Genomic DNA, 14,173 nt, shown 5'->3' on the forward strand with positions numbered 1-14,173 from the left:
TTACCCCGCGACCATTAACCGAGTAATCTCCCAAGCATCAAACACATGCGCGATATAAAATCGCGACTACGCAAATATCGTAGCAGCGGGTTTACCCTGCGACATCGTAGCAGCGACATTGGGCAACATTAACTGATCAATAACCCAACCAACCACAAACCACAATGCGCGATGTAAAATCGCGACTACGCAATATCGTAGCAGCGGGTTTACCCCGCGATATTTGGCAACTAATCTCCCAACCGAAAAACACAATGCGCGATGTAAAATCGCGACTACGCAAATATCGTAGCAGCGGATTTACCCCGCGGCATTTGGCAACTAACCTCCCAACCACAAACCACAATGCGCGATATAAAATCGCGACTACGCAAATATCGTAGCAGCGGGTTTACCCCGCGACATTATAGCGATATTAACCGACCAATGACCCAACCACAAACCACAATGCGCGATGTAAAATCGCGACTACGCAAATATCGTAGCAGCGGGTTTACCCCGCGACCATTAGCCGAGCAATTACCTAAACATCAAACATAATGCGCGATATAAAATCGCGACTACGATAGCCCGCCAAATAATGTAAGTAGCGCTATAAGTACTAAGTAAAAGAGCACATTACGCTTAACCAGCTTAATCATACAAGTGGCTTCGTAGGTACAGCCGTAATAACGCTTTTCAACTTGCTCTGCAGCCAGTGCAGTACACGTAACTACTTCGCGATTTGGAGATTTAAAGTTAAGTACGTAACGTAGCCAACAGCTAGTGCCTTTATTAAAGTTACCTATTACTAAATAACCAAAGCTGGTAATACGTGCAGGTAACCAGTCGAGCCAAAATAAAAGTTTGTGTATAAGCTTAAACCGCTTAGCAAATATTACTTTATGATCTTCTCGTACTAAATCGGCTAAGGTACGCACTAACGCATATAAAACAGCACCTGGCGCGCCTAAAACAACAAACCAAAAAATAACCGCACAGTAAAATCTAAAGTTCACCCACGCCAATGTTTGCCCAAAGGTTTCACCGTTTTCTTCGCCTTCAGTACGTTTTTGTCCTATTTGCAATGCATATAATGATGCCGCAATACCATCATCTCGTGTTAACGCATTTAAATACGACTTATATAAAGCACGCTGCTTAGCACAACCAAAGCACACTAAAAGCACTGCGATATTAATGCCCAACTGCCACAAAACAAAATCAGATAAACAATAAATTAGTGCCATAGCTATTACCGGGAGTAGTAGCCAAATTAAAAAGCCCGGTGCAGAGCTAAATAAGCCCTTATCACCAAGTAATTTATTAGAGCGATTTAAATAACCATTTGCGTAATAACTTATCTGCCAGTAATTAGACCGAGCCCCTAAGCGCTCTAGTATTAATGCAATTATTATAGAAACTAAAATCATGGGAATAACTCTCTTAACTTAGTTGTTCAAGCATATTAAAAAACAATGGCCAATTAAAGCTACTGCCAGGATCAGTTTTACGTCCTGGGGCAATATCGCAATGCCCCACAATACGCGAAGGGGTAATTTTTGGATAGCGCTGCATTATAGATTTACTAAGTGTAGTTAATGTTTTGTACTGCGCTAAAGAATATGGTGTGGTGTCGGTACCTTCAAGCTCAATGCCAATACTAAAGTTATTACAAGCAGGCACGCCCTCAAACTCAGATTGCCCAGCATGCCAAGCACGCTTCTCAAAGGGCACGTATTGTATAGCCTCACCAGTGCGTTTTATAAAGCAATGAGACGATACACGTAAATTCTTTAAGTCACTAAAACTCGGATGAGCATTACAATCAACGCTACCCATAAATAACTCATCAACGAAAGGTGTACCAAACTGCCCTGCTGGCAACGATATATTATGAATAACCAATAAAAAAATATCATCCTCATCAGGGCGCTCATCAAAATGCGAGCAAGCCCGCTGCGCTACCCTACTTAAAACACCGTTTAAATCTATTTTCATGATACGTTTACTATATCAATATACACATAACGTTGATGCTAAAGGATTTATTAAAACAATGATAGTGATTGTAAGAGTGATAGTGAGAAGCGAGGTATAAAACCTCACTTACAAATAACTCAAAACACACACCGATGAAAACCCACTCCACCCCAATATATAAACTAACCTGCAGGTGCGAATTTACTTCGCGCTTGTTTAACTTTTTACTTAAAAGCCAATCGCTTCTCTTTCTTTTATAAACATAGTAAAATTTGTTTAATTTATTAACGCTTATGAGCATTTCATGTCTATTTCGCACACCCTTATCACTCAGCTAGTTACTCTTGCACTTGACGAAGATCTAAATTATCAAACTGCGCAAGAAGGCGATATTACCGCGCAATTGATCCCCAAAAATGAGCAAGCGAGCGCCAAAGTAATCACCCGCGAAGACTGCACTTTTTGCGGAAAAGACATCATCCTTGAAGTATTTAAACAAGTAGACCCAAGTGTTGAAGTTAATGTACTCATAAATGATGGCGACACAGTTAAAGCAAACAGCACATTATTTACCGCTACTGGCTCGGCTCGTTCAATATTAACCGCCGAACGTACTGCACTTAACTTTGTACAAACTTTATCAGGCACTGCAACTACTACAGCCCATTATGTAAAAGAGTTAAGTGGTACAACAACGCAACTACTTGATACACGTAAAACAATCCCCGGTCTGCGCGCATTACAAAAATACGCAGTAAAATGTGGTGGTGGTGCAAACCATCGTATTGGGTTGTTTGATGCGTTTTTAATTAAAGAAAATCACATAGCGGCTTGCGGCACAATAAACAAAGCAGTAGCTCAAGCTAAACAAAACCATCCAAACAAACCTGTAGAAGTAGAAGTAGAATCACTCCCAGAACTTAAGCAAGCGATTGAGGCAGGTGCCGACATAATAATGCTCGACAACTTTAGCGTAGAGCAAATTAAACAAGCCGTAGTTTTAACCAATAAGCGTGCAAAATTAGAGGTTTCGGGAAATATGACACTAGAAACACTTAAAACTTATTCGCAAGCAGGTGTCGATTTTATATCAAGCGGAGCATTAACAAAAAACTTACAATCAATCGATTTATCGATGCGTTTTGAGCAATTTTAAAGCTACTTTAAAACTTTAAAAACTCTAATCAGTTGACAAATTAAGCAAAAAAGCATTAAATAACCCGAAAGGCTTACTTTGTAACATTTTGTTAAATAAAGTGGTTTTTTACAAAAAATGTAGGTGCTAATTACTGAAATAAAATGGTAGACTAATACTGTTGCATTGCTTTTTTTTAAAAGTTAATCATAAATAACTAGAGCCTTTAGTTGTTCTTTATTTTTAAAAATAAAATTAAAAATTAAAGCAACTAAACTACTTAATTTATGCCTATACTATTTGTTGCTGCAATGTGTAGTGCTCTTAGTAAACTTTTATAATTAGTACTAAACATAATGAATTCACGTCTAGCTTTTGTGTTTCATACTCTAAAGCTAAAGTGTAATAAAATTAATTTTAAGTAAAACTGTAAAGTAAATCAGTTAAATTAAGTTAGGCACTTCTGCCGCTTAAGTGATTTAAGTTACAAAAATCTATCCTTTAGGAGAGGAAACATGAAAACAATGACTCAAAAACAACAGGGTTTCACCCTAATTGAATTAATGATTGTAGTAGCAATCATCGGTATTCTTGCTGCAATTGCATTACCTGCTTACTCAAATTATCAAGCTACATCTAAATTAACTGCTGGCTTAGCTGAAATAACAGGCGCAAAAACAGAAATAGAAATAAAGGCGAATAATGGTGAAACTTTTACTGTTGTTGGTGATTTAAAAGCTATAAAAAACGCAAGTACAAAAAACTGCAAAATTACAGCAGAGTTAAAAGAAGATGGTTCTGCTGAAGTTTCTTGTGAAATAGTAAATGCACCATCTCAGATAAACGAAGCATTCGTGACTTGGTCGCGCGCGACAACTGGTGTTTGGTCATGTGCAACTACAGGAATTCCTGACGCTGACAAAGATTTAGCCCCTAAAAGCTGTCCACAATCTTAATCATTTATTGATTACTAAAAGCGCCTAATTTGGCGCTTTTTTAATGCGTAAGAATCAGCATTCATGAATATAGTAAATATAATAAAGCCATCGCTCATCAGCTTGTTTTTTCTGTGTACGCTAATACCTTTAATACCTATAATTTCCTACGATTACCATAACCACCAACGTATCACCCAAATAGCTTTGTTACTTAGTATGAGCCTTATAGCGCTTACTTCTTTTTTAGGCATTAAAGAGCCTATGTTTAGGCTGGTACTAAACAAAAAAAGTGGAATATTATTTTCAGTTTTTATCTTTTGTGGTTATTTATCTGCATTAATGAGTGCGGAGAAAAGTTTTAGTTTGCTTTACACGTTTCATATAAGCTTACTTATTTTAACTATGTGTTATGTAAGTACTATAAATAATAAAAAATCTATTTTATTTATTATTTATGCATTACTGATAACTCATACAAGCCTCATTTTAATATGCCTACTTAATATAATTTTTACGCTATCAGAACAACAGCCCTTAAACCCCTACATAATCTACTCCGGTTTTATTAACATTCGCTTTTTTAACCAAGTACAGGTGTTTATTCTTCCATTTTTGGTACTACTCCTAAAGTTTAAAAGCATTCAGCGCATTGTATTTATTATTTTGTTTTTAAACCTATTATTAATATTCATTGGCCAAGCTCGTGGCGCTTTACTCTCATTTTTAGTTTTCTCTATTTTTGCTCTTGCTTTAAGAACCACATTAAAAAAACAAGTTTTTATCGGATTAGCCTGTTTTATATTAAGTTGCATTGCTTTTTATGCTCTGGACTCATTAAATAAAGGGGGGGCTGAAATACTACGCACATCCACCTCGGGCCGTATTGATTTATGGTTTAATACTCTTTCAAGCCTATCTTTAAAGCATTTATTTATAGGCAATGGTCCTGGAGTGTTTGAAATGTCACTTGGCAGCTCAGCTCCTTTTAGCCATCCTCATAATTCGTTAATTGAAATTTTAAATGAGTGGGGTTTAATCGCCCTTATGTGTATTTTAACAGTTGTTTTTACAACATTTAAAAAAGCTGTAGCACATTTAAAAAGACATAAAAAAGACATAATTACCGAAAGTCTCTTTTATTCTTTTGCTATAGGAATTACATACTCACTATTTTCTGGTGTGCATGTAATGCCGATTTCGCAAACACTCTTATTTATCATGTGGGGATTGCTACTTGGAAGAATTAATAAAAAAAGCAACCAAAGCCTTACCATAAATAAATACTTAAAAGCTTTAATAGCAATCTTATTTATTTTTGCATGGTACCTTTACTTACAAAAAGCGATAAGTATTTATAATAATATTGATCCTGATAAAGGGTATATTTACGGACCTAGGTTTTGGTCCGTTGGGCAACGATTTTAAAGCGCCCAACTTTTCTACCAAGAATCATTAGTTTAAGTTATGCTTGTAATAATGAAGTTTTAAACCAAATTCAGCTGGGTACTCTTAATGGCAAAAAAACAACAAGATAAAGGCCTCGATACTTTTCAGTGGGTCGGTGTAAGTGCACGAGGAAAAAAACTTGAAGGCGAGCTTACAGGTAATAGTATTGCATTAGTAAAAGCTCAACTTCGTAAACAAGGTATAACACCTTCAAAAGTAAAGCGTAAAGCAAAACCATTATTTGGCATTCAAAGTGTTCAAAAAATAACGCCAAAAGATATCGCTCTCGTTACTCGCCAAATAGCAACTATGTTGATGGCGGGCGTTCCGCTAATACAATCAATTGAAATGATTGGTACCGGTTCGACTAATAAGAGCATCGGTAAACTAATGGAGACTATTGCTGATGAAGTAAAAGCGGGTCAGCCATTATCTACAGCGCTTAGAAAACACCCTCGCTATTTTGATGATTTATATTGCGACCTAGTAGCATCGGGCGAACAATCAGGTGCGCTTGATAGAATATTTGATCGTGTCGCTATTTATAAAGAAAAGTCTGAAGCATTAAAGTCAAAAATTAAAAAAGCAATGTTTTACCCTATTTCGGTATTAGTTATTGCAGGTATTGTTACCTCCATATTATTAATATTTGTAGTACCCCAATTCCAAGATATTTTTGCAGGTTTTGGTGCAGAACTTCCTGCATTTACTTTATTTGTAATTGGTATATCTGACTTTATGCAAGCGTATTGGTGGATGATTCTTATTGGAATGTTCGCTTTTGGATACGCATTTAAAGAAGCAAAACTACGAAGTTTAAAACTCCGGGATGCTACCGACAGAACTATACTTAAACTCCCTGTTATTGGTATGATTTTAAATAAAGCGGCTGTTGCTCGCTATGCACGTACTCTTTCAACTACTTTTGCCGCTGGTGTGCCGCTTGTTGATGCACTTGATTCTGCTGCCGGCGCTTCAGGTAATGCTGTTTATCGTTACGCTATTTTAGATATAAAAGCAGAGGTTAGCTCTGGTAATCAGATGAACTGGGCAATGCGTAACTCAAAAATATTCCCTGATATGGTAATACAAATGGTCGCGATTGGTGAAGAGTCTGGCTCACTAGATGGCATGCTCGCAAAAGTGGCTACTATTTACGAGCAAGAAGTTGATGATGCAGTAGATGGCCTATCAAGCTTGCTTGAGCCTCTTATTATGGCTGTACTCGGTGTACTTGTTGGTGGCTTGATTGTTGCTATGTATTTACCTATTTTCCAATTGGGCTCAGTTATTTAATACCATTGAGAAAAATATAAACACCGATTTAAAAACACACGTAGTCGCGATTTTACATCGCGCAATAATTGTAACAATCGCGGGGTAATAGTAACAGTCGCGGGATAAACCCGCTGCTACGTTACCGTGGCATTAACCGCGTAGTCGCGATTTTATATCGCGCAGCAATAGTAACAGTCGCGGGGTAAACCACGTAGTCGCGATTTTACATCGCGTTTTTAATTACGGCTTTACATCGCGCAATAATTGTAACAATCGCGGGATAAACCCGCTGCTACGGTGCCGTGGCATAAACCGCGGAGGCGCGATTTTATATCGCGTTTTTAATTACGATTTTATATCGCGCAGTTAATAGTAACCGTCGCGGGATAAACCCGCTGCTACGCTGCCGTGGCATTAACCACGTAGTCGCGATTTTATATCGCGCAGCAATAGTAACAGTCGCGGGGTAAACCCGCTGCTACGGTGCCGTGGCATTAACCACGTAGTCGCGATTTTATATCGCGTTTTTAATTACGATTTTACATCGCGCAATAATGGTAACCGTCGCGGGGTAAACCCGCTGCTACGGTGCCGTGGCTTAAACAGCGTAGTCGCGATTTTATATCGCGTTTTTAATTACGATTTTACATCGAGCCGTTAATTGGTATTATTAAAAAATTTTAGTTTTGGGTAAATAAATGCAAAGTATTATAGAAGTAATGCAAAGCCAACTGTGGTTTTATTTAACCACAGTTGGCTTAATTAGTTTATGTGTTGGTAGCTTTTTAAATGTAGTTATTTATCGCTTACCGCTGATGATGCAACGTGAGTGGCAAAGCGAATGCAGACTACTGTTAGAAGATGAACTTACAGCCAATAAATCTAAACAAGCCCATATCAATGAGCCTTTTAACTTAGTAAAACCCAATTCTACCTGCCCTAAATGTAAAACAGCCATAAAGCCTTGGCAGAATATTCCTATTATTAGTTGGTTAATACTTAAAGGTAAATGCGCAAGTTGCAGTAACCCTATTTCTGCTCGCTACCCTGCTGTAGAGCTAATTACTGCCCTATTAAGTTTAGTTGTTGCTTATAGCTTTGGTGCGAGCGAGCAAGCCCTTTTATATATTTTTGTAACGTGGATTTTAGTCGCGCTGACCTTTATTGATATTGATCACATGTTACTGCCAGACCAGCTTACACTTCCGCTAGTATGGCTTGCACTTATTGCCTCTGTAATGGGTTACACAATTACACCTACTGATGCCATTATTGGTGCTGCTTGCGGTTATTTAAGCTTATGGAGCGTGTTTTGGTTATTTAAGTTATTAACCGGTAAAGAAGGCATGGGTTATGGCGACTTTAAACTGCTTGCTGTATTTGGTGCTTTGCTTGGCTGGCAGTCATTACTTACTATTATTCTGCTTTCGAGCGTAGTAGGTGCCATTATAGGTATTGCACTATTAAGCATACAAGGTAAAGACAAAGCTACCCCTATCCCTTTTGGGCCTTATTTAGCGATAGCGGGCTGGATTGCAATGCTTTGGGGTAACCAAATTCAAGGCGCTTATTTTAATTTAATTGGTTATTAAAATGAGTGAGCAAATTACTAAAGTAAATAGCTGGGTATTAGGTTTAACAGGTGGTATTGGCTGTGGTAAAACAGCCGTAAGCAATATGTTTGAAGAACTTGGTATTATAATAGTTGATGCCGATATAATTGCGCGTCAAGTAGTACTCCCAAATAGCAAAGGGCTAAAAGCGATTACAGCCCACTTTGGCAAAGATATTTTATTGCCTGATGGCACATTAAATAGAGCAGAATTGCGCGCAAAAATATTTACTAACAACAATGACAAAGAATGGCTTAATGCGTTATTGCACCCTCTTATACGGATAAAAATACTAACCGATTTAAACAATGCAACTAGCCCTTATGTTGTTTTAGTAGCGCCTTTATTGTTTGAAAACAACCTTGATAAATATTGCGACCACACCCTACTTATTGACGTACCAACCTCAGTACAAATAGCGCGTACGGCAAAACGTGACAACACAAGTAGTGAGCAAGTTAAAAGTATTATTGCCTCGCAAATGTCACGCGCCGATAAACAACAAAAAGCGGATGATATTTTAAATAATGACCGAAGTTTAGACCTAGTGCATATAGAACTTGTTGATCTTCATAAAAAGTACCTACAATATGCATTACACAACAAAACTAACTCACATTAACACTGTCCTAACTCACACAAACTCGTATTTTAGTTAGTAAAATCACAACAAAGAATGAAAGGTGATGTAATCACCTTCTTTTTTCTGATAAATTGCTTACTATTGAAGGAATAAAACAGGTGCGCAATGAATATTAACTCACCGTTATTGAGAAAATTTATAACCCTTGGCCGCATTGATGCCGACACGGTTAAAAACAAACAAAATGAATTTGCCTCAACAGCTGAGCTTATTTCTAAATGTGGAAAAATCGATAGTAAAGATTTAGCTGAGCAATGTATTGATTTGTTTCGCGTACCCTATTTTGATTTAAAAGATTTCGACCCTACAAAAATCCCGGCCGATCTTGTAAAAGAAAAACTTATTCGCAAGCATCACATTTTGCCGCTTGTTCAAAAAGATCGAAAAGTTTATATAGCAGCATCCGATCCTACAGATTACGGCGCATTCGAAAATTTTGAGTTTAGTACTGGTCTCTCATGCGAAGTTGTTGTTGTTGATTATATTCAACTTGATGCAAAAATTGAGCAATTACTAGATGCCGCTGGCAGCTTAAATTTAACCGATGACGAATTTCAGGAATTTGCTGACTTAGATTCAGAAAGCCAAAAAGATACATCTCAGCAAGATGACGATAAAGATGATGCGCCTATCATCGTATACATCAACAAAATTTTAATGGATGCCATTAAAAAAGGCGCCTCTGATTTACACTTTGAACCTTACGAGCACAAGTACCGTATTCGTTTTCGCATTGATGGCATTTTGCATGAAGTGGCAAGCCCACCTAATACATTAGCGACCAAGCTTTCTGCGCGAATTAAGGTTATGTCACGACTCGATATTGCCGAGAAACGCAAACCACAAGATGGTCGTATAAAGCTAAAAATTACTGAACGCAAAAGTATCGACTTTCGTGTGAGTACTATGCCTACCTTGTGGGGCGAAAAAATAGTAATGCGTATCCTTGATTCATCAAGCGCCATGTTAGGTATTGATGTATTAGGTTACGAGCCCGAGCAGAAAAAGCTCTATATGGATGCGCTTGCCCAGCCTCAAGGGATGATATTGGTAACAGGGCCAACCGGTTCTGGTAAAACAGTATCGCTATACACTGGTTTAAATATACTGAATCAGCCAGAGCGAAATATTAGTACTGCGGAAGATCCGGTTGAGATTAACCTTGAAGGTGTAAACCAAGTACAAATTAATATTAAAGCCGATATGACTTTTGCCAACGCACTGCGTGCATTTTTACGTCAAGATCCTGATGTAGTTATGGTAGGTGAAATACGTGACCTTGAGACTGCAGAAATATCAATAAAAGCGGCGCAAACAGGTCACTTGGTTTTATCAACATTGCATACAAACTCAGCGCCGGAAACAATCACCCGTTTATTAAATATGGGTGTGCCAGCTTATAACGTAGCAAGTTCGATCAGCTTAATTATAGCCCAGCGTTTAGCACGTCGTTTGTGCCCTAAATGTAAAACGCCAGAACAACTGCCGAGCGAAGAACTAGCTCGCCAAGGATTCAGTACAAAGCAAATTGAAGAAATGACGTTGTATACTCCTAAAGGATGCGATAGCTGTACCGATGGTTATAAAGGCCGAGTGGGTATTTACGAAGTAATGCAAATTACCCCTGAAATTGCCCAAATTATTATGCGCGGTGGTAACTCGCTTGAAATAGCTGACGTTTCACTTAAAGCCGGATTTAATAATTTACGTTTATCAGGTTTACGCAAAGCAGCCGATGGCCTTACATCCCTTGGTGAAATTAATCGCGTGACTAATTTTTAAAAGCCCATAGTAAAAGCTACAAGGTTCTGAACACTAAATTCAGAGCCTTACTTATACCTAGAGACTCGTATCTAAGTAATGTAAAATGCAGAAAAAGATTGTAAAGAGTAAATTATGCCTACTATTGTAAACTGCCCAACCTGTAAAACTAAAGTTGAATGGTCAGAGCAAAGCCCATTTCGTCCTTTTTGCTCAAAACGCTGTCAGCTAATTGATTTAGGTGAATGGTCGTTTGAAAATAATAAAATTTCTGCACCAATGACCTCAGCTGAAGAGTTTAGCCAAGACATGATTGAAGATATTGAAGCTATGCTGGCGAAAAATGAAGATGACTTTTTTAAGTAATTTATCTTCATAATGCCCTAATACCAACCCGCAATAATACTTAATCAATTTAAGGGGTTAAATCTGACGTTAACTACGTTAAAAATTTTTGATATACGACTATATGGATGCAGGAGGTAGAGCAATGCAGGAGCAATTGCCGAGAACAACTAAATAACGAAATTTTTGCCTTGTTATCGACACGATTTTCTTCCCTCAAAATAGATCACTTAATTAAGCGAATTGGTATAAAAGCAAAAACCAGCATTACGCTGGTTTTTTAGTATTTACAAAAAAGTATAATTAACTTTTTTGTTTGCGATGCTTTTTATTCATACGCTTTTGCATTTTAGCAAATTTCTCTTTTTGCTCAGCGTTAAGTACTTGCATTACTTGGTGTTGCGTTTTTAGTTTAATTAAACCGAATTGCTCACCTTTTTCATGGCGTTCGTTTAACAATTCTTTTGCTGCATTTTCGTCAAATGTTGCCGCCGAAAATAATGCATCCATTTTTGCTTTATGCGCTTCACGCATCGCTTTACGGGCTTCTTTATTGTCGCCACGTAATGCTTTCATTTGTGTTTTTTGCGCTTCAAAAATAGCTTTTAGCTTAGTTTGCTGCTCATCTGTTAGGCTTAATTTTTCAACGCCGCGCTCAGAAAGTAAAAAACGAGCTTGAGAATGGCCTTGCTTATGCCCGTCGCCTTTAGCTAATACGCTACCAGCACCAAGAGTTGCTGTTGCTAAGCCACAGATAAGTACTAATTTTGAAAGTGTGCTTAATTTAGTCATAATCATTACCTTAATATTGAATTGGTTGGTTGAGCGATTGTGGCTGCTAAGCCAGTGAGTTAACTATACCTAACTCAACGCAAAGTAACGCAAAGCAGTGTAAAGGTTGTGTAAAGATTCACCTTTGCACTATTTAGCGGGTAAAATAACGCTATAAACAACTCTAAGGGTTTGTAAATGAAACTATTAATGATTGATGACGATACGGGCCTTTGTGAGCTATTAAGTGAATATTTAACTGCCCAAGGCTTTGAAATACAAAGCGTACACGACGGTGAGCAAGGCCTTAAACTAGCACAAGCGAACGATTACGCACTTATACTGCTAGATGTAATGCTACCAACGCTAGATGGCTTTGAAGTACTTAAACAGCTTAGGCAAACAAAACTCACACCGGTAATAATGCTTACTGCAAAAGGTGAAGACTTTGACCGTATTTTTGGTTTAGAGCTCGGCGCCGATGATTATATTCCAAAGCCTTTTAATCATCGTGAATTACTAGCCCGCGTTAAAGCAATAACACGCCGTATAGAACACATTAATAGTTTAAATGCTGCTGCAACGAGTAAGTTACTAGTGAATGGTATTACCGTTAACCTAGCTGCGCGAGAGGCCTCAATAGACGGCTCTACATTAACCCTTACTGGTACAGAGTACGAAATACTCACGCTATTGTGTAAAAATGCAGGTGAAGTGGTTAGTAAAGAGCAAATTAGTGAAGAAGTACTGGGTAGGCGTTTAGCCTCATTCGACCGCTCTATCGATATGCATGTTAGTAATATTCGTAAAAAAATAGCAGTACATATTACAGGCGAGCGAATTAAAACGATGCGAGGTACGGGTTATGTCTTTATCCAAGGCGAATAAAAGCACTTACTTTACTTGGTTAAAACACCCTGGGCATTACCTGTTTTTTAAAATATTTATTTGGTTTTGGTTAACTATAATCGGCACCGTTGCAGCCCTTATCTTTTTAAGTAACATTACCGCTATTAACGCGGTAACTAACGAGCCACTTTATGGCCCGATGAAAAAAAACCTAATATACACCGCCAAAAGTATTGAGCGCACTGCTATTAAACATAAGCGCAGCCTAAGCGAAGTATTAGTACACCCTCGCCTCTCAAAGCGTAAACTTTTATACTTAAGCGCAGCTCAAAGCGAAGACTCTCTTAGTAGTAAAGAGGTACCTGATAGCATCGACTTAAGTTTATTGAACTTTACCCAAAATATGTCACCGCAAATTATTTTCACTGAAAAATACCAAGCCTTTGGCCCTGTTAATATAAACGTGCCTGAAGGAAGTTTTTATCTTTATGAAATAGATATTAACCATCAACCACCGCTAATAATGCGCTTTAAGCTAATGCCTAATTGGATGAAAATAGTCATCGCAATTGTTGCCTCTCTTATTTTAAGCTTTGTATTTAGCCGTAACTTAATAGCTCCTATAAATAGTCTTAAAAAAGCCGCTATTAAATTATCTGCAGGTAACTTAAGTGCAAGAGCCGATATTTCTGTAAACCGAAAAGATGAGCTAGGAATACTTGGGCGAGATTTTAACAGTATGGCTAATCAGTTAGAGCTTTTAATTAGCTCGCAAAAGCGCTTATTAGCCGATATATCGCATGAGTTACGCTCGCCTCTTACACGTTTAAAAATGGCTACTGGCCTTGCACAAATGCAAGCTAACGACGCTAGCCAATCATATTTATTACGCATAGAAAAAGAAGCAAATCAGCTTGATAAAATGATTGCCGACGTACTGCAAGTGTCTCGCTTAGAGGCCAAAAGCCAAGCGCTTTCACTACAAAAACAATCATTACAAATAATTGTTGATCATGTACTTAACGATGCGCAGTTTGAAGCAAAACAAAATAATAAGCAGCTAAATATAATAGGCGCTGTAGACGTAAATATTGATTGTGATGAAAGTCTTATTGCCAGTGCACTTGAAAACCTACTTCGCAACGCCATTAAATACGCAAATAATACGATTAGCATTACTCTAAAGCATGCTGATGCCATTTATATAGAAATATGTGACGATGGCTCTGGTGTACCAAATGAGCAACTAAGCAAGCTTTGCGAACCCTTTTTTAGGCAGTCTGATGCGCGCGACCGCGTAAGTGGTGGCACGGGTTTAGGGCTCGCTATTGCTAAAAATGCTATTACTGCGCATGGCGGTGAATTAGTGTTATCTAATAAAACAGAGGGTGGACTTTGTGCTAATATCACGCTGCCATTAATAAAAGAGTAA

General features: G+C 38.0%; 13 protein-coding genes. 10 read left to right on the top strand and 3 right to left on the bottom strand.

Going from position 1 to position 14,173, the window contains the following annotated elements; all coding sequences use genetic code 11:
* Window positions 1–560: 560 nt before the first annotated feature.
* Complete coding sequence (gene ampE, locus I6F49_RS00755) at window positions 561–1,412, bottom strand: beta-lactamase regulator AmpE (protein WP_197178008.1); 852 nt, start codon at window positions 1,410–1,412, stop codon at window positions 561–563.
* Window positions 1,413–1,425: 13 nt separating this feature from the next.
* On the bottom strand, window positions 1,426–1,980 hold the full coding sequence (gene ampD / locus I6F49_RS00760; RefSeq protein WP_197178009.1) for a 1,6-anhydro-N-acetylmuramyl-L-alanine amidase AmpD: 555 nt from the start codon (window positions 1,978–1,980) through the stop codon (window positions 1,426–1,428).
* Window positions 1,981–2,266: 286 nt separating this feature from the next.
* Here ampD and nadC point away from each other — a divergent pair, with 286 nt between their 5' ends.
* From nadC to yacG, 8 genes are all read left to right on the top strand, one after another.
* Window positions 2,267–3,118, top strand: a complete 852-nt coding sequence (nadC, locus tag I6F49_RS00765) for a carboxylating nicotinate-nucleotide diphosphorylase (protein WP_197178010.1) — start codon at window positions 2,267–2,269, stop codon at window positions 3,116–3,118.
* 494 nt (window positions 3,119–3,612) lie between these two features.
* Complete coding sequence (locus I6F49_RS00770) at window positions 3,613–4,053, top strand: pilin (protein WP_197178011.1); 441 nt, start codon at window positions 3,613–3,615, stop codon at window positions 4,051–4,053.
* A gap of 63 nt (window positions 4,054–4,116) precedes the next feature.
* A complete protein-coding gene (locus I6F49_RS00775; RefSeq protein WP_197178012.1) occupies window positions 4,117–5,460 on the top strand; it encodes an O-antigen ligase family protein in 1,344 nt (447 codons plus the stop codon).
* 87 nt (window positions 5,461–5,547) lie between these two features.
* Window positions 5,548–6,777 (top strand): type II secretion system F family protein, encoded by a 1,230-nt coding sequence (locus I6F49_RS00780; RefSeq protein ID WP_197140895.1) that lies wholly within the window; start codon window positions 5,548–5,550, stop codon window positions 6,775–6,777.
* Window positions 6,778–7,457: 680 nt separating this feature from the next.
* Window positions 7,458–8,351, top strand: a complete 894-nt coding sequence (locus I6F49_RS00785) for a prepilin peptidase (RefSeq protein ID WP_197178013.1) — start codon at window positions 7,458–7,460, stop codon at window positions 8,349–8,351.
* 1 nt (window position 8,352) lies between these two features.
* Complete coding sequence (gene coaE, locus I6F49_RS00790) at window positions 8,353–8,994, top strand: dephospho-CoA kinase (RefSeq protein ID WP_197178014.1); 642 nt, start codon at window positions 8,353–8,355, stop codon at window positions 8,992–8,994.
* A 126-nt stretch (window positions 8,995–9,120) separates the two neighbouring features.
* Entirely contained in the window at window positions 9,121–10,797 is a 1,677-nt protein-coding gene (gene pilB, locus I6F49_RS00795) for a type IV-A pilus assembly ATPase PilB (RefSeq protein WP_197178015.1), read from the top strand.
* 114 nt (window positions 10,798–10,911) lie between these two features.
* A complete protein-coding gene (yacG, locus tag I6F49_RS00800; protein ID WP_165741263.1) occupies window positions 10,912–11,142 on the top strand; it encodes a DNA gyrase inhibitor YacG in 231 nt (76 codons plus the stop codon).
* A 282-nt stretch (window positions 11,143–11,424) separates the two neighbouring features.
* Here yacG and I6F49_RS00805 read toward each other — a convergent pair whose 3' ends face one another.
* Window positions 11,425–11,913, bottom strand: coding sequence for a periplasmic heavy metal sensor (locus tag I6F49_RS00805; RefSeq protein WP_197178016.1), 489 nt, complete (start codon window positions 11,911–11,913; stop codon window positions 11,425–11,427).
* 177 nt (window positions 11,914–12,090) lie between these two features.
* On the opposite strand from I6F49_RS00805, the gene I6F49_RS00810 reads away from it, so the two are divergent.
* Together I6F49_RS00810 and I6F49_RS00815 are read left to right on the top strand one after the other, a co-directional pair.
* Complete coding sequence (locus tag I6F49_RS00810) at window positions 12,091–12,780, top strand: response regulator (protein ID WP_197178017.1); 690 nt, start codon at window positions 12,091–12,093, stop codon at window positions 12,778–12,780.
* A complete protein-coding gene (locus I6F49_RS00815; protein ID WP_197178018.1) occupies window positions 12,758–14,173 on the top strand; it encodes an ATP-binding protein in 1,416 nt (471 codons plus the stop codon). Before I6F49_RS00810 ends, I6F49_RS00815 begins: the two co-directional genes overlap by 23 nt.

Source organism: Pseudoalteromonas sp. SWN166 (genome assembly GCF_015864485.1).
In the GTDB taxonomy this organism is placed as follows: Bacteria; Pseudomonadota; Gammaproteobacteria; order Enterobacterales; family Alteromonadaceae; genus Pseudoalteromonas.